The organism is Streptomyces sp. NBC_01275 (assembly GCF_026340655.1).
In the GTDB taxonomy this organism is placed as follows: Bacteria; Actinomycetota; Actinomycetes; order Streptomycetales; family Streptomycetaceae; genus Streptomyces.
This window is the reverse complement of sequence record NZ_JAPEOZ010000001.1, coordinates 9,114,872-9,134,074: the sequence shown is the minus strand read 5'-3', so window position 1 is coordinate 9,134,074 and position 19,203 is coordinate 9,114,872. Positions and strand designations below refer to the sequence as shown.

The following is a 19,203-nucleotide window of genomic DNA, read 5'->3' as shown; positions in this document are numbered from 1 at the left end:
AAGCATCGCTACGAGGAACTGAGGAACTGTCAGCGATAGCCCGTCGTGTTCGCCGGCTTGCCCACGTCCTGCACCTCGACGAGGTACCGCCAGGCGTCCGGGCGGCTGCCGTCGAGGTCGGTGAAGCCGTACTCGGGGGCGAGTCCTCCGCTGGAGAGGGAGCGGCCGTTGAGGCGGGCCACGTCGGGGTCGGCGGCGAGGGCGGCGACGGCGCGGCCGACGTAGCGGGGCGTCTCGGAGATGGCGAAGTGCGGGACGCGTTCGAGGGCGTCGCGCCAGTTGTCCTCCCGTACGCCGAACTGGTCGAGCATCAGCTCCGAGCGCAGCCAGCCGGGGGTGAGCGCGACGGCGGTGGCGCCGCGCGGGCCGATCTCGTGGGCGAGGGCGAAGGCCATCCGCAGGACGGACGCCTTGGCGAGGTCGTAGAAGAAGTTCACGCGGTAGGTGTCGCGGTTGTACTCGGCCGTTCCGTCGGTCATCTCGACGACCAGGCCGCCGGGGTGACGCAGCAGGAGCGGGAGGGCGTGGTGACTGGTGATCGCATGCGTCTCGACGGCGAGGCGCAGCATGCGCAGGCCGTTGTCGAGGTCGTGCTCCCAGACGGTGGCGTCCCACTCGAAGAGCTTCTCGCCGCCCCAGATGTCGTTGACGAGGACGTCGAGGCGGCCCTGTTCGTCGGCGACGCGGTCGACGAGGGCGCGGACCTGCGCCGGGTCGAGGTGGTCGGCGGGTACGGCGATGCCGTGGCCGCCCGCCGCGGTGACCAGGTCGGCGGTGTCCTCGATCGTCTCGGGGCGGTCGTATTCGGAGCGGTGGGCGCGGGTGCTGCGTCCGGTGACGTAGACGGTGGCGCCCGCCGCGCCGAGTTCCACCGCGATCCCGCGTCCCGCGCCGCGCGTCGCGCCCGCGACGAGCGCCACCTTGCCCTTGAGCGGCTGCGCTGCATTCGACATGTCCGGCTCCCGTTTCCGTGCGGGCGCCGTCCCGCGCCGCGCTGTGGTGTTCCCTCTTCGAGGGTGCCCCGGAAACCGGACGTCTTCTGTCGTCTATTCGGGCGGGCCCGTCGGGGTCAGTGACCCCGGGCGATCCACTCCTCCAGGTGGGGCGCCTCCGCGCCGATGGTCGTGGGGTCGCCGTGGCCGGTGAGGACCTTCGTCTCGGGCGGCAGGCCGAGCAGCCGGTCCTTGAGGGAGGCGATGATCGTCGGGAAGTGGGAGTAGGAGCGGCCGGTGGCGCCGGGACCGCCCTGGAAGAGGGTGTCGCCGGTGAAGAGCACGCCGAGCCCGGGGTCGTACAGGCAGACCGCGCCGGGCGCGTGCCCGGGGGTGTGCAGGACGGTCAGGTCGGCGCCGGCGGCCTCGATGACCTGGCCGTCGGCCAGATGGGCGTCGGGCTCGCGGTCCGGGTGGGTGAGCTTCCACAGCGGCAGGTCGTCGGGGTGCAGCCAGATGGTCGCGCCCGTGAGGTCGGCGAGGGCGGGGGCCGCGTCGATGTGGTCGTTGTGGGCGTGGGTGCACACGATGGCGGTCAGCCGGCGGTCCCCGACGGCCTCGGCGATGGCGGCGGCGTCATGGGCGGCGTCGATGACGATCGCCTCGTGGTCGTCGCCGACGATCCAGACGTTGTTGTCGACGTCCCAGGTGCCGCCGTCGAGGCTGAACTGGCCGGAGGTGACGAGGCGTTCGATGCGGGCGGCCATCACAGCACCACCACCGAGCGCAGCACGTCGCCGTGGTGCATCCGCTCGAACGCCTTCTCCACCTCGTCGAGTCGAATGGTCTCGGTGACGAACGCGCCCAGGTCCAGGCGGCCTTGCAGATGCAGGTCGATCAGCATCGGGAAGTCACGGGAGGGCAGGCAGTCGCCGTACCAGGACGACTTCAGCGCTCCGCCGCGCCCGAAGACGTCGATGAGCGGGAGTTCGAGCTTCATGTCCGGGGTGGGGACGCCGACGAGGACGACCGTGCCGGCGAGGTCGCGGGCGTAGAACGCCTGCTTGTACGTCTCCGGGCGGCCGACCGCCTCGATGACGACGTCCGCGCCGAAGCCGCCGGTCAGCTCGCGGATCGCCTCGACCGCGTCGGTCTCCTTGGAGTTCACGGTGTGCGTCGCGCCCATCGCCCGCGCCGTCTGCAGCTTGCGGTCGTCGATGTCCACGGCGATGATCTTCGCCGCGCCGGCCAGGTTCGCCCCGGCCACGGCCGCGTCGCCGACCCCGCCGCAGCCGATCACGGCGACCGTGTCGCCCCGGCCGACGTTGCCCGTGTTGATGGCGGCGCCGATGCCCGCCATCACGCCGCAGCCCAGCAGCCCGGCCACCGCGGCGGACACCGACGGGTCGACCTTCGTGCACTGGCCGGCCGCGACCAGCGTCTTCTCCGCGAACGCGCCGATGCCGAGGGCCGGGGACAGCTCCTGGCCACTCGAGGCGAGCGTCATCCGCTGCTTGGCGTTGTGCGTGTCGAAGCAGTACCAGGGCTTCCCGCGCAGACAGGCCCGACACTGACCGCACACCGCGCGCCAGTTCAGGATCACGAAGTCGCCGGGCGCGACGTCCGTGACGCCCTCCCCGACCGACTCCACGACGCCGGCCGCCTCATGCCCGAGCAGGAACGGGAACTCGTCGTTGATGCCGCCCTGCTTGTAGTGCAGGTCGGTGTGGCAGACCCCGCAGGCCTGCACCTGCACCACGGCCTCGCCCGGCCCCGGGTCCGGCACCACGATCGTCTCCACCCGCACCGGTTCGTTCTTGCCCGGCGCGATCACTCCGCGTACTTCCTGCGGCATGGCGCTGCCCCTTTCGTCGGCGGTCGTCGTCCCGCTCCGACCCTACGTGTGACTGATCGGTAAGGGCACGCGAGGCAGGGCCGCCGACCGCCCTGAACACGTGGTTCCGGCCACACCCGACGGTGGCCGACGTAGCCTGGGGGCTCCGCCCGAGCCCCCAGGAGCCCCCGTTGAGCAACGCAGAGACCGCCGCCGTACAGCCCCCGTGGCGGCTGCTGCTCGACTACGTACGGCCGCACCGCTGGGCCCTGCTGGCAGGGGCCGTGCTCTCGCTGGTCACCGGGGCGACCGGACTGCTTCTGCCGCTCGTGGCGCGGGGGTTGATCGACGATCTGAGTCATGACCGTGCGATAACCGGCGCGTTGCTGTTGCTGACGGCGCTGGTCGTCGCCAACACGGCGGTGGGCGCGCTGGGTTCGTATGTGCTGCGGCGCACCGCGGAGTCGGTGGTGCTCGGCGCGCGGCGGGCGCTGTCGTCGTATCTGCTGCGGCTGCGGATCAGTGCCGTGGACCGCAGCGAGCCCGGCGACCTGATGGCCCGCATCACCTCCGACACCACCCTGTTGCGCGAGGTCACCACCGACTCCCTGGTCGGGCTCGGCGCCGGCGGGCTCACGTTCGCCGCGACCGTGGTGATGATGGGGCTGGTGGACCCGGTGCTGCTGGGGGTCACGCTGGCGGTGGTGCTGGGCGCGGGCACGGTCCTCGGGGTGATCGTGCCGCGCATCAACCGGGCCAGTCGCCGGGCGCAGGACGCGGTGGGCGTGATGGGGGCGTCGCTGGAGCGGGTGCTCGGCGCCCTGCGCACGGTGAAGGCGTCGGGCGCCGAGCGCCGCGAGGAGGCGACGCTGCATGCGGCGGCCGAGGAGTCGTGGCGGCAGAGCGTGCGCGCCGCCAAGTGGGCGGCGGCCGCGGGCAACACGGCGGGGCTGGCGATGCAGACCGCGTTCATCACGGTGCTCGCGGTGGGCGGGGCGCGGGTCGCCACGGGCGCGATCGACATCGGCACGCTGGTGGCGTTCCTGCTGTACGTCTTCTATCTGATGTCGCCGATCCAGCAGGTGGTCGGCGCGATCACCCAGTACCAGACGGGCGCGGCCGCGCTGAGCCGGATCCAGGAGGCGCTGGGGCTGCCCGCCGAGCCGGTGACCGGCGCCGCGCCGCTGCCCTCGCCGGCCGCCGAACCGGCCTCGCTCGCCTTCTCCGACGTCCGCTTCCGGTACGCCGACGATCTGCCGTACGTCCACCACGGGGTGACGTTCGCCGTGCCCGCCCGGGGCCTGACCGCGTTCGTCGGCCCGTCCGGCGCGGGCAAGACCACGGTGTTCTCCCTCATCGAGCGGTTCTACGACCCCGAGTCCGGCACGATCGCCCTGGACGGCCGCGACCTCGCCGACTGGGAGCTGTCCGCGCTGCGGTCCGCCATCGGCTATGTGGAGCAGGACGCTCCCGTGCTGTCGGGCTCGCTGCGCGACAACCTGCTGCTGGGGAACGCGGACGCGGACGACGACGCCGTACGGCGGGTGCTGAAGACGACCCGCCTGGACGGCCTGGTCGGCCGGTTGCCGCAGGGGCTGGAGACGCTGGTCGGGCACCGCGGGACCAAGCTGTCCGGCGGCGAGCGGCAGCGGGTGGCCATCGCCCGGGCGCTGCTGCGCCATCCGCGGCTCCTCCTGCTCGACGAGGCGACCTCGCAGCTGGACGCCGTGAACGAGGCGGCCCTGCGCGACACGGTCGCCGACGTCGCCCGGACGACCACCGTCCTCGTCGTCGCCCACCGGCTGTCGACGGTCACCACGGCCGACCGGATCGTCGTCATGGACGCGGGCCGGGTGCGGGCGGTGGGCACGCACCGTGAGCTCGTGGCGGGCGATCCGCTCTACGCGGAGCTGGCGGCGACGCAGTTCCTCGCTACGGTCGAGTGAACCGTCGGGCGGTCGATTTCGCCGCCGCACAAGTCCCACCACGCCGACACACGACTGGGGCCGCCCGGACGTCGTCCGGGCGGCCCCAGGGGTCGAGCCGGTGCCGCTCAGGCCTCGACGGCGGGCAGCAGCCCGGTGACGGGGGCGGCGAGGTCGGTGATCTGGTGCAGCTCGCTCAGCTTCTCGAGCTGGTTCACCTTCTTCACCTCGGACAGCTGCTGGGAGACCTTGGGGAGCTCTCCCTGGCGCCCCGCGGGCAGTTCGCTCGCGGCGAGGGAGTCCAGCATGGTCAGCGGGTGCAGCTTGCCGTCCGGGGCTTCGGCCGCGCTCGCCAGGGGCGCGGCGAGGCCCGTGACCCCGGCGGCGAGAGCGGCGATGGCGACGATGCGTCGAGTGGAGATCATGCCCTCAGCAACGCGCCGGAGGCCGTCGTGGACACGGTCGGGCGCCGCCGCTCACCCGACAGGCGGATCGCGTCGGCTGCGCTTGCCGAGGCCGGTGCGGCGGAGGAGTCTCGAAGGTGAGGGCCGGGCGGATCGGCTCCCCTCGGTCCGCGACCCTCCGAGGAGGTCATCATGGGCACCGCGGCAGGCTCCGCCTTCGACACCGAGACCCTACGCAGGGGCGTAGAAGGACACACCGCGACGGCATTGCTGTCGCTCTACGCGGACGACGCGGAACTGCGCGTCGTCGACCACAACACCCAGCCCAGCAGTCCCAAGGTCCTGCACGGCCGGGACGAGATCGCACAGATGCTCGAGGACGTCTACAGCCGGGACATGACGCACAAGCTGGAGGAGTGCATCGTGCAGGGCGACCGGGCCGCCTACAGCGAGTCCTGCCAGTACGCGGACGGGGTGCGCGTCCTCGCCGAGTCGATGGTCACGCTGCGCGACGGCAAGATCGTCGAACAGATCCTGATCCAGGCATGGGACGAGTAAGGCGCGCCGGGAGGAGGTTCGCCGGGGTCCAGGCCTCCTCCCGCCTGACCTGGAACTTCTCGGTCCGGGCACGGCTCGGGCGGTCGCGCCCGGCCCGACGGCTGCTGCCCGTGCCGACCTCGGCGGCAGGCCGGCGCGCGTCCGCCGCGCTGGTGCGGACGGCACTGCATGCGGCACGCCACCGCCCACGCCACCGGACGGGCGCGTCCCGCCGGTCGTCATGAACGGCGGGACGCGCTGCGAGGCGTTCTGACGGTCAGGTCAGCGTCCACTTCTGGTTGTCGGCGCCGGCGCAGGTCCACAGGACCATCGGGGTGCGGTTGGCCGTGCCCGCGCCGCTGGCGTCCAGGCACAGCCCCGCGTTGACGTTGGTGATCGTGCCGTCGCTGTTGACGTTCCACTTCTGGTTGTTCTGGCCGTTGCAGTCCCAGATCACGACCTTCGTGCCGTTGGTCGTGCCCAGGTTGTAGGCGTCCAGGCACTTGTTGCCGTACACCACCAGTTCCTTGCGGGAGGTGTACGTCCAGGCCTGGTTGGAGCCGCCGTTGCAGTCCCACAGCTCGGCCTGAGTGCCTTTGGCGATGGTGCTGTTGAACAGGTCCAGGCAGCGGCCGGACTGTGTGCCGACGACCAGGGCGCCGTTCATGCCCGGCAGGGGCTTGACGGTGATGTCGGCGAGGGTCGGGGCGCCGGTGAAGGCCAAGGTGTTCGACGAGCCCTTCGACAGGGCGACCTGGAGGCTGATCGTGCCCTGCGCGGACCCGGTCGGCGGGAAGGAGACCGTGGTCGCCGTCTGGCCGTTGACCTTGAGGGTCGCGGTACGGGCGGTGGCGGCGGTGTTGGTGTAGGCGACGTCGACGACCTTCAGGCCGGTGCTGCCGGCGACCACGCCGGAGAAGCTCGACGTGCCGGTGTACGTGCTGCCCGACGCCTCGGCGCCGCCGGTGACGGTGAGCATCACCGAGCCGCCCGCGGGGACGTTCGCGGTGTAGCTCGTGCCGTACGAGCCGACGTCGGCGCGGGCCCACAGGTCACGGACGGTCGCGGAGGCGTTCGTCAGGCCGAGGTCGGACCAGCGGACGGTGATGTTCTGGGCGGCGGAGGTCCGGTTGAGTAGGACGACCGCGCGCTTGCCGGAGCCGGCGAGCACCTTGCCGTACACCTGCAGCCCGGTGGCGTCCTCGGCGACCCTGACGCCCTGGAGGCCGCGCGCGTCCTGGTCCACGGCGATGACCTCGGGGTTCTTGAGGATGCCGGCCGTCTCCGTGGTCATCGTGCTGAGGTCGTTGCCGGCGAGGAGGGGCGCGCCGGACATGGCCCACAGGTTCATGTGGGTGCGGTTCTGGGCGGCGGTGAAGCCGGTCATGCCGACCATCAGCATGTCCGGGTCGTTGTAGTAGCCGGTGTGCTGGGAGGTGGGGTGCAGGCCCTGGTCGAAGTTGGACAGCAGGTTCGTCATCGACGGGTTGTTGCCGTAGTAGATGATGTCGGTGCTGGTCCGGTACATGGGGGCCAGGCCCGGGGCCCAGTTCCAGGTGTTCTGGTAGCCCCAGTTGCAGATCGAGAGGGTCAGCGGGCGGCCTGTGGCGGCCGCCGCCTTGGTGACGGCGCCGCTGATCGCGGTGTACGCCGTCGGCGCGTCGAGGCCCTCGGCGTCGCCGCCGCACCAGTCGACCTTCACGAAGTCGAAGCCCCACTGGGAGAACTGAAGCATGTCCTGCTCGTAGTGGCCCTCGCTGCCGCTGCCCGGGGCGGCCGGACGGCCGGTGGGGTAGTAGTAGCCGCAGCCGTCCTTGCCGGCGTCCGTGTAGATGCCGGCCTTGAGGCCCTTGCTGTGGATGTAGTCGGCGATGGCGCTCATGCCGCCGGGCCACTCGGCCGTGTCGACGGTGATGTTGCCCGCGCTGTCGCGGGTGCCCTGCCACCAGCCCTCGTCGATGTTGATGTACTGGTACCCGGCCGCCGGCAGGCCCGCGGCGACGAACGCGTCGACCTGCTGCTTGATGACGTTGTAGTCGATCTTGGCGGCGAAGCTGTTCCAGGACGCCCAGCCCATCGGGGCGCTCGGCACGGCGATCTGACGTGAGGTCGCGGCCTGGGCCGGGCCCGGCTGGGCGAACAGCAGGGCGGCGGTCGCGGTCAGCACCATGACGAGGACCCGTACGGCGGCGGCTCTGCAACGCCGGACGAGGCGGGGACGCTGTGGGGGAAGCATGCGGCGGCTCCGGAAATTCGAAATCTCGAACGTATGTCGGCGAACCGAACGTGTTTTGCGCGCCGAACGTAGAGCTACCGGTGAGTGAAGTCAACGCCTGTGACAGAAGCAGCGGGAATCGCGTGCCGTGACTCAAGTGGCTGCATTTACAGGGTCGTTGACCCCGTACCGGACCGGACGCCGCCATACTGTCCGTCGTGCGAGTGGCGATCATGACAGCGGGCTCCCGGGGCGACGTCGCCCCCTTCACCGGGCTGGGGCACGCTCTCGTGCGCGCCGGCCACGAGGTCACCCTGGTCACCCACGAGCGGTTCGCGCCGCTGGTGAGCGGCTCGGGGGTGGGCTTCCACGCCCTGCCCGTCGACCCGCGGGCGGAGCTGGAGTCCGAGCGGGGCCGGGGGCTGCACCGCAGCAGCACCGGCCCGGGCAAGCTGCTGCGGGTGGCGCGGATGGCGCGGGCGCTGGTCGGGACCATGACCGACGACCTGGTGACCGCCGCCCGCACCAGCGACGTCCTGCTGCTGTCCGCCTCGCTGGCGCCGCTGGGGCACGCCGTCGCCGAGGGGCTGTCCCTGCCGAGCGTCGGACTCTACCTCCAACCCGTCGCCCCGACCCGGGAGTTCGCGCCGCCGATGCTCGGGGGCGGCTCCTGGGGAACGGTCGGCAACCGGCTCGCCGGGCACGGCGTCGCCCTGGCCGTCGAGCAGATCTTCGCCCCGGCGCTGCCGGCGGTCCGCACCCGGCTGGGGCTGCCCCCCGTACGCCGTCCGGGCGCCGGGCTGCGGGCGCGGGAACGCGACTGGCCGGTCCTGCACGGGTTCAGCCCGCTGGTGGTGCCCCGGCCCCGGGACTGGCGGGCGGGTCTGGACGTCACCGGCTACTGGTGGCCGTACGACCGCGCCAGCCGGCTCCCGTCCGAGGTGCGGGACTTCCTGGACGCGGGGCCGCCGCCGGTCTTCGTGGGCCTGGGCAGCGCCACGGTGCCCGACCCGGGGCGGCTGAGCGCCGAGATCGTGGCGGGACTGCGGCGGGCCGGGCTGCGCGGGGTCATCCAGCGCGGCTGGGCGGGACTGGCGGCCGACGGCGACGACATGCTGACCGTCGACGAGGTCCCGCACGCCCTGCTCTTCCCCGAGACCGCGGCTGTGATCCACCACTGCGGCGCGGGCACGACGGCGGCCGGGGTCCGCGCGGGAGTGCCCGCGGTCCCGATCCCGATCCAGTTCGACGAGGGCTTCTGGGCCGACCGCCTGGTCACCCTGGGCGTGGCCCCCGGAGTGCTTCCGCTACGGGCCCTGACGGCCGAGACGCTGGCCGCGGCACTGACACGGGCGACGCACGAGATCGCCTTCCGGGAGCGGGCGCGGGAGTTGGGGGTTCGGGTGCGGGCGGAGGACGGGGTGGGGCGCGTCGTGGAGGCGGTGGGGCGGCTGGGGTGACGGGAGGGCGGCGGGTGACGGTGGGGCGGCGGGGTGACGGCAAGAAGCAATCCCTGCCCTTCGCAGCCACGGACTCCCGACCCCGTCACTCGGGCGCCGCTGGACTCCACCCCGCGGGGCGCAGGATCCCCAGGAGTTGCCGGACCAGTTCGTCCACGGCCTCGTCCAGGGTCGCCTCGACCCAGCCGGCGCTCCAGTCGTGCAGGAGGCCGTTGACGCTGCCGATGAAGGCCGTGGCCGCGAGGCGGTAGTCGCGGGGGGCCGCCTCGCCGCGGGACGCGGCCGCCGTCGCCTCGGCGCAGATCAGCTCGACCCAGCGGGCGCGGCGGGCCAGCCGCTGCTCCTCCAGCCGTGGGCTGACGCCGACGATCTCGACGAAGGTGATGCGGATGCGGCGCGGGTCCCCGGTGACGTTGCCGGCGTAGGCGCGGAAGATCGCGGTGACCCGCTCGGCCAGCGGCAGGTCCGTCGCCTCGGCGAAGGCGGCCAGGACCGCTTCCTCGGCCCAGTCGTTGACCTGGAGGTGCAGCGCCGCCAGCACGTCCTCGAGGGTGCGGAACTCCTCGTAGAACTGGCGGGTGGAGAGGGCGGCCGCCTCGCTGAGCGAGGCGACCGTCGTGCCGCGGTAGCCGGGGGCGTCCCCGAACAGTTGCAGCGCCGCGTCCAGAAATCTGCCGCGCCGCTCGATCTGCCGCTCGGTCGCGGTCTTGCCGCCGTACCGGCCGGTCGGCGGCCTGAGCCTGCCCGTCACTGACCCTCCCTCGTCGTTCCGTGCTCCCCCCGCCGCCAATTTTGTCGTGTACGGACTCTTGTGGCGAAGGGCACCCCTTCCTTACTTTCCAGTAAGTCCATTCTGAACGCGGTCGTGTTCAGATTCGGACGGGCCGCTCGCCCAGCCCCCACTTTTCGCCACTCCAGAGGAGAGAGCAGTCATGGCTGCCTTCAGATCCAGGCACCTTTGCTCCGTAGCCGCCGCCCTCGTCCTGACCGTCACCGCCCCCGCGGCCGTCGCCAGTGCCGCGTCCGACGCCTCGAACGCCGCCGCGCTGCGCGAGGTGATGTTCGTGGGCAACAACTGGGAGGGCACCTCGGACGTCATCAAGTCCACCGGTGACTTCGCGAAGATCGGCCGGATCAACGTGATACCCGACAAGGCCGCCCGGATGGCGGAGATCAACGCCGACCCGATCAAGTGGATCTACTTCCAGGCCATCCGCAACGGCGTCGGCGAGGGCCACGACCAGTTCGTCGACGACATGTACTCCACGCCGGACGGCACGTCGGTGGTCGTCTCCCGGCCCAGCTTCGCCGACGTGGTCTCGATCAACCTGGCCACCGGGGCCATCAACTGGCGCTTCCCGGTGTCCGGTTACCGCTCCGACCACATGGCCGTCTCCCCCGACGGCACCCGGGTCGCGGTCTCCGCGTCGATCTCGAACACCGTGCACGTCCTGGACATCCTCACCGGCAAGCAGCTCGGCTCGTTCAAAACCGGCGACAAGCCGCACGAGAACATCTTCACCAAGGACGGCAAGTACATCTACAACATGGCGATCGGCGACGTGAACACCTCGCAGGACGCCCCGTGGCAGGACTTCACGAAGGGCGACCGGCACATCACCGTCGTCGACGCGACCACGTACAAGCAGGTCAAGATCATCGACATGCGGGACAAGCTGGACGCGATCGGCCTCACCGACTACTCGGACGCCGTGCGCCCGGCCGTCTTCTCGCCGGACGAGTCCAAGCTGTACTTCCAGGTGTCGTTCTTCAACGGCTTCTTCGAGTACGACCTGGCCACGGACCGCATCACCCGGACGAAGACGCTGCCGAAGAACCCGGCGACCAGCGACGACCGCACCACGTTCGTCAACGACTCGCGCCACCACGGCATCTCGATGAAGCCGGACGGCACCAAGCTGTGCGTCGCGGGCACGATGGACGACTACGCGACCGTCGTGGACCGCGCCACCCTCCAGGAGGGACCGCTCGTCCCCGCGTCCAAGCCGTACTGGGCCACGGTCAGCGGTGACGGGAAGGACTGCGTGATCTCCGAGAGCGGCGCCGACCAGGTCACGGCGATCGACTTCGCCACCGGCCAGAAGGTCCTGTCCATCCCGGTGGGCGACCACCCGCAGCGGGTCCGCCTCGGCCATGTCGCCGCGGACTGGACCGGAACCGGCAGCTGACGGGGGCCGAACCGACGGTGGGTGGCGGGCAAGGAGCCCGCCGCCCACCTTTCTCTGCTTCCGGCCGGTCAGCCCACCTTCGAGGCCACCCACGCCGCCAGCTCGCTGCGGGCCGCGGCCAGCAGGGTCGCGGACGGGGAGGTCGCGCCGTTGGTCACCAGCGCGTAGTGCACCGCACCGGAGTCCGTCGTGCTGAGCAACAGCCGACGGCTGCCCGTGCCGCCCGGTTCAGCGGCCGCGGCGATCTTCGTGGAGGTCGTGTAGGCCGGGGGGCCGTAGACCGTGCCGAGGTCGGAGACGACCGTGGTCGAGGCGGTCGGGAAGGACGCGGGCAGATGGAGCTCGGTGGGCGCGGTGGCGCCGTTGGAGCGCCACACCAGCACGCTGTACTGCCCGGAGCCGACGAGCTGGGCGGTGTTGGGCAGGGTGCTGGGCACCGGGTTCCAGGTGAGGGTGGTGGAGCCGTCGCGGGAGCGGTCCTCGTAGGTGAAGGCGACGGTCGTGCCGGCGGTGGCGGACGGGTAGATCCGGTCGAGGAGACGGGCGTCCTGACGGAGCGTCGCCGTGCCGCTGTCGTCGAGGCGTACGGCGGAGAGGTCCTCGTCGTTCCAGCCGTCGCCGGAGGTCTGCACCTTGTCGGCGTTGCCGTTCATCAACTCGTGGTGGCGGCCGTTGTAGATGTCCCACTGCCACTGCGAACCGGACAGGACCGGGCCCGAGGCAGCGGGCGTCGACCACCAACTCGCGCCCTTCACCCGGGAGTCGAGGGCCTGGTACATCGCCTTCAGCACGGTCGGCGCCTTGCCGGCGGTGCTGCCGTTCAGGGGATGACCGAACTCGCTGACGATCGCCGTCGTCCCGGCCGCCGAGGCCCGGTCGCGGACGGTGCCGAAGTCACTGACGTACTGGCCGTCCGCGGCGTTGCCCCACATCAGGATGCCGGAGATGGCCTTCTGGTCGTAGAAGTGGGTGTTGAAGACGTACCGGGAGCCGAGGGTGCCCGCGTCGAGCAGGCCTCCCTCCTCCTTGCTGACGTTGCCGTTCCAGAAGAGGTTCGGCTCGACCAAGGCGGGCTTGTCGGTCCAGCCGGCCGCGTCCATACGGGCCCGGAACTTCACGTAGAAGGGCCACAGCAGGTTCTGTTCCCAGGTGCGGCTGGCCTGGCCGGAGTCGTAGGTGCCGGCGTAGGGCTCGTTGTAGGGGTCGAAGCCCAGGACGCCGTTGAACTCCTCGGTGGTGAGGTTGGCCTTGATGTACGCCATGGTCTTCTGGGCCGTGGCGAGGAAGTAGTCCTGGAGGCCGTAGTTGTTGTGCCAGAAGTCGTACTGGGCGGCCTTCACCGCGCCGTTCTGGGTGATGTTCTGCCCCCAGACGAAGCAGATGCCGCAGGACTCGGCGGAGTAGCCGCCCAGTGCCACCGCCCACGCGGGGGCGCCGTCGCCGGTGTACCAGCTGCCCGAGTTGAACAGGTAGCGGGAGTAGAGGTCCTGGTGGAAGTCGGGGTAGACCCGGATGCCCGCGTCGAGGAAGGCGCGCATCTGTGCGGTCGCCGCGGCCAGGTAGGCGGTGTCGACCTGGCCCTTCACCGGTTCGGCGTAGGCCCAGGAGAGCAGGAAGCGGACAGAGTTGCCGCCGCCGAGGGCGCGCAGGGCGGTCGCCGACTTCTTGGCGTCGGCGACCGAGGCGAAGGGCAGGCCGCTGTTCTCGGCCAGTTTGGTCTCGCCGGAGACGTTGTAGCCGCGCAGCACGACCTCGCGGCCGCCCGCGTCGACGAAACGGCCGCCGGACACGGTGAGGGGGGTGCCGTCGAAGGAGAGGGAGTCGGTGAAGGCGGCGGCGGCGACGGACGGCGCGCTCGCCGCAGTCAAGAACCCGCAGAGTCCGCAGAGGACGACCAGAACAGCGAGCAGACGAGCCCGGAAATTCGGCATGTCCACTACAGTCTGGCGATTTCCGGACTCAGTCAATACCACGTGACTCATGAGTAAGTTTCATCTTTTCCGTCTCAGTGGTTCACCTCACGTGTTCACTCGGCCCGTCACCTTCAACAGGCGCTCCTTGCGGTGCAGCCGAGTCACTCTCCGTGTCGCCGGGCAGCAGAGCGGCGGGCCGGGCGGCGACGGATTAACGTGCGAAGAGGCCCGTAGATCAGGCACGTCGATCAGGCACGTCGATCAGGCCCGTAGATCAGGTCTGCCGATCAGGTCTGCCGACCCGGACGGTCGGCCAGGACGGTCGATCTCCGGCGACCGGAAGGGAGCGGACCGTGCGTGACCTTCTCCCGGCGCTCGCCGGCTGGTACGCGGCCGGTGCGCCGTTCGGGCTCGCGACCGTGGTCGCCGTCGGCGGCAGCGCGCCGCGCGGTCCGGGCGCGGCCATGGCGGTGGGGCCGGACGGCGAGGTCGTCGGCAGTGTGTCGGGGGGCTGTGTGGAGGGCGCGGTGTTCGAGCTGGCCCGGGAGGTCGCAGCGAGCGGACGGGCGCGGCTGGAGACCTTCGGCTACAGCGACGAGGACGCGTTCGCGGTGGGGCTGACGTGCGGCGGTGAGATCACGCTGCTGGTGCGTCCCGTGTCCCCCGGCCTCGATCCCTCCTTCGGGCAGGTCGCCGAGGCGGTCGCCGCGGGCGAGCCGGTGACCGTGGCGACGGTGACCGACGGACCCGCACCGCACGGGGCGACGCTCGCGGTCTGGCCGGAGCGGACCTCCGGCACCCTGGGCGCGCCGGGTCTGGACGCGGCGGTGACGGCCGACGCGCGCGGCGGACTCGCCGTCGGCGCCACGGGCGTACGGCACTACGGGCCGCGCGGACAGCGGCGCGAGGACGCGGTCTCGGTGTTCCTGCAGGCGTTCGCGCCGCCGCCGCGCTTGCTGGTGTTCGGGGCCATCGACTACGCGGCCGCGGTGGCCCGGATCGGCGACTTCCTCGGCTACCGGGTCACTGTGTGCGACGCCCGGCCGGCGTTCGCCACGGCCGCCCGGTTCCCGGCCGGCGTCGAGGTGGTCGTGGACTGGCCGCACCGCTATCTGCGGGGCACGGACACCGACGAACGCACGGTGATCTGCGTGGTCACCCACGACCCGAAGTTCGATGTGCCGCTGCTTCAGGAGGCGCTGCGCCGGCCGGCCGCGTACATCGGGGCGATGGGCAGCCGCCGTACCCACGACGACCGCCGCGCGCGGCTCGTCGAGGCCGGGCTCACGGACGCCGAGCTGTCCCGGCTGCGCTCTCCGGTCGGGCTCGACCTGGGGGCCCGTACTCCGGAGGAGGTGGCCGTGTCGGTGGCCGCCGAGATCATCGCCCTGCGCTGGGGCGGCACCGGCGCCCCGCTGACGGCGGCGACGGGGGCGATCCACCGGCCGGACGCCGCCGCGGGAAGCGGGCTCAGCGGGTCGGCAGGCGGTGCAGGAGTACGTCCGTGAGGCTGCCGTCGGTCGCCGTGGCGGTCAGGTAGGTGCAGTGCGGCTGGCGACGGCGGTCGGTCGGGGAGCCGGGGTTGAGCAGGCGCAGACCGCCGGGGGCGGTGGTGTCCCAGGGGATGTGGCTGTGGCCGAAGACGAGGACGTCGAGGTCGGGGAAGCGGGCGGCGCAGCGGGCCTCGCGGCCCTGGGCCGGGCCCGTCTCGTGGACGACGCCGAAACGCAGTCCGCCGAGGTCGGCGTACGCGACCTCGGGGAGCCGGGCGCGCAGCTCGGGGCCGTCGTTGTTGCCGTACACGCCGATCAGGCGAGCGCTGCGGCTCTCCAGCAGGTCGAGCGTCGCCGTGTCGACCCAGTCCCCGGCGTGGATCACGACGTCGGCCTGCCCCGTCGCGTCGAGCAGCGGGGGCGGGAGGTCCTTGGCGCGCCGGGGCAGATGGGTGTCGGACATGAGGAGCAGACGCACGGCGTCAGCCTACGGCGGGGCGGCCCGCCCCGGCGCGGCCTGCGGGTCGCCGCGCCGCACCCTTCTGCCTCCCGACACGGTCCCCCTACGGCCCGACACAACCCCCTGCCACCCGGCGCATCCCGCTTCCACCCGGCGTACTCCCCCCACCGCCCGACACACCCCCCTGCCACCCCGCACACTCCCCCCACCGCCCGACACACCCCCCTGCCACCCCGCACACTCCCCCCACCGCCCGACACACCCCCCTGCCACCCCGCACACTCCCCCCACCGCCCGACACACCCCCCTGCCACCCCGCACACTCCCCCCACCGCCCGACACACCCCCCCTGCCACCGGCCCCGCCCCTCGGCCGCCCCGCGCACCCCCCCTGCCGCTCGGCACGACAGGTGCGCCGCCGACGGCGGGGTTAGCATCGGGCCAGGCGCACCCGCCACACGGCAAAGATCCCAAAGGGGGGCCAGGAGCCCGATGCCGGTCAAGGTCAGCGTCATCGTCCCCGTCTACAACCCCGGTCCCTACATCGAGGACTGCATCGCCTCGCTGCTGCGCCAGTCGCTGCCGCCGGACGAGTACGAAGTGATCTTCGTCGACGACGGCTCCACGGACGCCACCCCGGCCCGCCTCGACGCGCTCGCCGCCGAGGACCCCCGGGTGCGGGTCGTCCACCAGGAGAACTCCGGCTGGTCGGGCCGGCCCCGCAACGTCGGCATCGACGCCTCCCGGGGCGAGTTCGTGATGTTCGTCGACAACGACGACCACCTCGGCGACGAGGCCCTGGAGCGGATGTACGCCTACGGGATCGCCCATGACGCCGACGTGGTCGTGGGCAAGATGGCCGGCCGGGGCCGCTCGGTGCCGGTGGAGCTGTTCCGGACCAACCGCCCCCGCGCCACCGTGGAGAACGCGCCGCTCATCGACAGCCTCACCCCGCACAAGATGGTCCGCCGGGCGTTCCTGGACCGCACCGGCCTGCGCTTCCCCGAGGGCCGGCGCCGCCTCGAGGACCATGTCTTCGTCACGGAGGCCTATCTGCGCGCGGACAACGTCGCCGTCCTCAGCGACTACGTCTGCTACTACCACGTCCGGCGCGACGACGACGCGAACGCCGGCTTCCAGCGCTTCGACCCGGTCGGGTACTTCAAGAACCTGCGCGAGGCCCTCGACGTCGTCGAGCGGTACACCGAGCCGGGCCCGGTGCGCGACCGGCTGTTCCGGCGCTGGCTGCGCGTGGAGATGGTCGAGCGGCTGCGCGGCAGACGTTTCCTGAAACTGCCCGAGGACTACCGCAGGGAGCTGTTCGAGGAGATCCACGGGGTCGTCGTCGAGCGCTTCGGGCCGGGGGTGGCCGCGCCGCTCCAGCCCACCCAGCGGGTGGTCGCCGCGCTGGCCGCCGACGGGCGCTACGACGACGTCGTCGCGTTCGCGGAGTGGGAGGCGGGCGTCGGGCTCGCCGTGGACCCGGAGGGCGTCGAGTGGCGCGACGGCGCGCTGCGGATCGCCTTCGCCGCCGAACTCACCCACGACGGCGGGCCGATGACGTTCCCGGCAGCCGGGGGCTCCCCGCAGTGGCCGCCACGGGACGTCGCCGAGGCGGTGCGGTGGCTGGGCGAGGACACCGTGGGCCGGTTCGGCCGGGCCGTGCCGGACCTGCTGCTGCGGGACCGCGCCAGCTCCGCCCAGTACTTCCAGCCGGTGGAGGTCGTCCGCGAGACGGTGCCGGCCGGCGACGGCAGCCGGGTGCGGCTGGTGCTGCGGGCGACGGCCGCCGTGGACCCCGCGACGGCCGTGAGCGGCAGCCCGCCCGGCGACGGCCTGTGGGACGTCTACGTCCGCGTCGGCCTCGGCGGCTGGACCAAGGAGCTGCGGCTGGGCCCGGCGCCCCGGCACGACCGGCCCGCCCCGCACGCCGGGCTCGTCGCGGGCCGGGTGGTGCTCCCGTACTGGACCGACCGGCACGCCGGCCTCGCGCTGGACGTCGGGCGCGCGGGCAAACGGCTCGGTCTGGGCCGGCTGACCCCCGGGGAGTTCACCGTCGCCGGGGACCGGATCCGCGCCGTCCTGCCCCTGTACGTGCCCGAGGCCGCCGACGTTCTGCTGCGACTGACCGCGGCGAAGTCGGGGAGCTCCCGCGAGGTGTTCGCGGCGCTCTCCCCGGGCGGCCGGCTGGAGGCCCTGCTCCCGGTCGGGGACCTGACCGGCCGGACCTGGCTGACGGCGCTCTGTCTCACCCCGGACGGGGACGGGGCACGCTTCCACCCGCTTCCCGTCGCCCTGCGCGTCGGCGCGGACGGCGTCCGCCCGGTCCCGGCGCCCCGCCCCGGCGGCGCCCGACGGCTCGCCCGCAGAGCGCGGCGCGCCGTGCACCGGATGCTCGGCAGGATCATGGCACGAAGGGAGTGACGGCATGCGGCAGCTGGAGATCGACGGGGCCTGGGTGCTGGAGCCCGAGGTGTTCCCCGACGAGCGGGGCAGCTTCCACGAGTGGTATCGCGAGGCGGAGCTGCGCGAGGTCGCCGACCACGGCCTGGGGCTCGCCCAGGCCAACTGCTCCGTCTCGCGCCGGGGCGTGCTGCGCGGGGTGCACTTCGCCGACGTGCCGCCGGGCCAGTCCAAGTACGTCACCTGTGTGCGGGGCGCGGTGCTGGACGTGGCCGTCGACCTGCGGGTGGGCTCGCCCGGGTTCGGACGCTGGGTGGCGGTCCGGCTGGACGACGACGCCCGGCATGCCGTGTTCCTCGCCGAGGGGCTCGGCCACGCCTTCCTGGCCCTGACCGACGACGCCACCGTGGTCTACCTGTGCTCGACCGGGTACGCGCCCGAGCGCGAGCACACGGTGCATCCGCTCGACCCCGGACTGGGGATCGCCTGGCCGCGGGGCGTGGAGCCGGTGCTGTCCCCGAAGGACGCGCGGGCGCCGTCGCTGGCCGAGGCGGAGGCGTCGGGGCTGCTGCCGTCGTACGCCTCCTGCCTGGACCGTTACGCGCGGCTGCGCGTCAGCGGCTGACGGGGGTCAGCGGCTGAGGAGTGCCTGTTGCAGCGCGCCGCGCAGCGGCTCCCAGCCCCGGGAGCGGTTCAGGCCGCGGTTGCGGGCCCGCACGAGGGGCCGCCAGAAGCCCGCGTCCAGCAGGGCCTGCGGGTCCACCGTGCGCACCCGGTCCAGGACCGTCTCGGGGACCTTCTGCGGGTCGGGCACGTCGTACTCGGCGACGATCTCCTCGTACTTCTCGTGCAGCACGGTGTTGCGCGGGTTCGCGCCGAAGACGAGGAGCTGGCCGGTGGGCTGCGTGTCGACCAGGACGGTGACGAGGTCCGGGCGGTGGCGTTCGAGGATCTCGGTGATCTTGTAGACGTCGCCGGTCCAGGCGGTGGTGTGGCGGTCGCGGGCGGCCTCGTCGACGCTGCGGGGCAGCATGTCGTCCAGGACGATCACGCTCGCCCAGTCGGAGTGCCGCTCGACGTTGACGAAGTCGCGCAGCGCGTACTCGAACAGGTGCATGCCGTCGATGAACGACAGGTCGAGCGTCGTACGGCGCCAGTGGCCCAGCGGATGGCGGCCGCGGGCGAGGTTGCGCAGCGGGTTGCGGCCGCCCCTGAGGTGGGCGAGGGGGTCGGGGCGGGCGAAGAAGTCGTCGCTGGTGGCCTTCACCAGGTGGACGTCGCAGCGGATCTCCGAGGTCACCTTGAACGCGGGGTCCACGGCGATGCTGGGGACGCGGGACAGCCGCAGGCTGCGGCCGTCGTTGACGCCGATCTCCAGGTAGGTGCGGTTGGCGGTGACCTTGTGCAGTTCCCGCAGGAACTCATGGCGTTTCACGGAC

General features: G+C 72.3%; 16 protein-coding genes. 7 read left to right on the top strand and 9 right to left on the bottom strand.

Annotated elements, in window-relative coordinates; all coding sequences use genetic code 11:
- Positions 1 to 29: 29 nt before the first annotated feature.
- The 3 genes from OG562_RS40195 to OG562_RS40185 form a co-directional block, all read right to left on the bottom strand.
- Positions 30 to 953 carry an SDR family oxidoreductase gene (locus OG562_RS40195; protein WP_266406876.1) on the bottom strand — a complete coding sequence of 308 codons (924 nt, stop codon included), beginning with the start codon at positions 951 to 953 and terminating at the stop codon, positions 30 to 32.
- A 116-nt stretch (positions 954 to 1,069) separates the two neighbouring features.
- Positions 1,070 to 1,699, bottom strand: a complete 630-nt coding sequence (locus OG562_RS40190; RefSeq protein WP_266406874.1) for an MBL fold metallo-hydrolase — start codon at positions 1,697 to 1,699, stop codon at positions 1,070 to 1,072.
- On the bottom strand, positions 1,699 to 2,787 hold the full coding sequence (locus OG562_RS40185) for an S-(hydroxymethyl)mycothiol dehydrogenase (RefSeq protein WP_266406873.1): 1,089 nt from the start codon (positions 2,785 to 2,787) through the stop codon (positions 1,699 to 1,701). Before OG562_RS40185 ends, OG562_RS40190 begins: the two co-directional genes overlap by 1 nt.
- 170 nt (positions 2,788 to 2,957) lie before the next feature.
- Here OG562_RS40185 and OG562_RS40180 point away from each other — a divergent pair, with 170 nt between their 5' ends.
- Positions 2,958 to 4,712, top strand: a complete 1,755-nt coding sequence (locus tag OG562_RS40180; RefSeq protein WP_266406872.1) for an ABC transporter ATP-binding protein — start codon at positions 2,958 to 2,960, stop codon at positions 4,710 to 4,712.
- A gap of 107 nt (positions 4,713 to 4,819) precedes the next feature.
- Here the strand turns inward: OG562_RS40180 and OG562_RS40175 are convergent, their stop codons facing one another.
- Positions 4,820 to 5,116: a hypothetical protein gene (locus OG562_RS40175; protein ID WP_266406871.1), complete on the bottom strand. Its 297-nt coding sequence runs from the start codon at positions 5,114 to 5,116 to the stop codon at positions 4,820 to 4,822.
- A 171-nt stretch (positions 5,117 to 5,287) separates the two neighbouring features.
- Here OG562_RS40175 and OG562_RS40170 point away from each other — a divergent pair, with 171 nt between their 5' ends.
- Positions 5,288 to 5,653, top strand: a complete 366-nt coding sequence (locus OG562_RS40170; RefSeq protein ID WP_266406870.1) for a nuclear transport factor 2 family protein — start codon at positions 5,288 to 5,290, stop codon at positions 5,651 to 5,653.
- A 256-nt stretch (positions 5,654 to 5,909) separates the two neighbouring features.
- On the opposite strand, the gene OG562_RS40165 is transcribed toward OG562_RS40170, so the two are convergent.
- Positions 5,910 to 7,868 carry a ricin-type beta-trefoil lectin domain protein gene (locus tag OG562_RS40165; RefSeq protein WP_266406869.1) on the bottom strand — a complete coding sequence of 653 codons (1,959 nt, stop codon included), beginning with the start codon at positions 7,866 to 7,868 and terminating at the stop codon, positions 5,910 to 5,912.
- A 212-nt stretch (positions 7,869 to 8,080) separates the two neighbouring features.
- Between OG562_RS40165 and OG562_RS40160 the strand changes: the two genes are divergently transcribed.
- Positions 8,081 to 9,307 (top strand): glycosyltransferase, encoded by a 1,227-nt coding sequence (locus OG562_RS40160; protein WP_266409785.1) that lies wholly within the window; start codon positions 8,081 to 8,083, stop codon positions 9,305 to 9,307.
- Positions 9,308 to 9,392: 85 nt separating this feature from the next.
- Here OG562_RS40160 and OG562_RS40155 read toward each other — a convergent pair whose 3' ends face one another.
- Positions 9,393 to 10,058: a TetR/AcrR family transcriptional regulator gene (locus tag OG562_RS40155; RefSeq protein WP_266406867.1), complete on the bottom strand. Its 666-nt coding sequence runs from the start codon at positions 10,056 to 10,058 to the stop codon at positions 9,393 to 9,395.
- Positions 10,059 to 10,239: 181 nt separating this feature from the next.
- Between OG562_RS40155 and OG562_RS40150 the strand changes: the two genes are divergently transcribed.
- Positions 10,240 to 11,496: a YncE family protein gene (locus tag OG562_RS40150; protein WP_266406866.1), complete on the top strand. Its 1,257-nt coding sequence runs from the start codon at positions 10,240 to 10,242 to the stop codon at positions 11,494 to 11,496.
- Positions 11,497 to 11,564: 68 nt separating this feature from the next.
- On the opposite strand, the gene OG562_RS40145 is transcribed toward OG562_RS40150, so the two are convergent.
- Positions 11,565 to 13,427, bottom strand: coding sequence for an endoglycosylceramidase (locus OG562_RS40145; protein ID WP_266406865.1), 1,863 nt, complete (start codon positions 13,425 to 13,427; stop codon positions 11,565 to 11,567).
- A 335-nt stretch (positions 13,428 to 13,762) separates the two neighbouring features.
- On the opposite strand from OG562_RS40145, the gene OG562_RS40140 reads away from it, so the two are divergent.
- Complete coding sequence (locus OG562_RS40140) at positions 13,763 to 14,917, top strand: XdhC family protein (RefSeq protein WP_266406864.1); 1,155 nt, start codon at positions 13,763 to 13,765, stop codon at positions 14,915 to 14,917.
- Here OG562_RS40140 and OG562_RS40135 read toward each other — a convergent pair.
- On the bottom strand, positions 14,880 to 15,380 hold the full coding sequence (locus OG562_RS40135) for a metallophosphoesterase (protein WP_266406862.1): 501 nt from the start codon (positions 15,378 to 15,380) through the stop codon (positions 14,880 to 14,882). The genes OG562_RS40140 and OG562_RS40135 overlap by 38 nt on opposite strands.
- A 473-nt stretch (positions 15,381 to 15,853) precedes the next feature.
- Here OG562_RS40135 and OG562_RS40130 point away from each other — a divergent pair, with 473 nt between their 5' ends.
- Both OG562_RS40130 and rfbC read left to right on the top strand, forming a co-directional pair.
- On the top strand, positions 15,854 to 17,785 hold the full coding sequence (locus tag OG562_RS40130; protein WP_266406861.1) for a glycosyltransferase family 2 protein: 1,932 nt from the start codon (positions 15,854 to 15,856) through the stop codon (positions 17,783 to 17,785).
- A 4-nt stretch (positions 17,786 to 17,789) separates the two neighbouring features.
- A complete protein-coding gene (gene rfbC / locus OG562_RS40125; RefSeq protein ID WP_266406859.1) occupies positions 17,790 to 18,389 on the top strand; it encodes a dTDP-4-dehydrorhamnose 3,5-epimerase in 600 nt (199 codons plus the stop codon).
- A gap of 6 nt (positions 18,390 to 18,395) precedes the next feature.
- Here rfbC and OG562_RS40120 read toward each other — a convergent pair whose 3' ends face one another.
- Entirely contained in the window at positions 18,396 to 19,199 is an 804-nt protein-coding gene (locus OG562_RS40120; RefSeq protein ID WP_266406857.1) for a class I SAM-dependent methyltransferase, read from the bottom strand.
- Positions 19,200 to 19,203 lie beyond the last annotated feature (4 nt).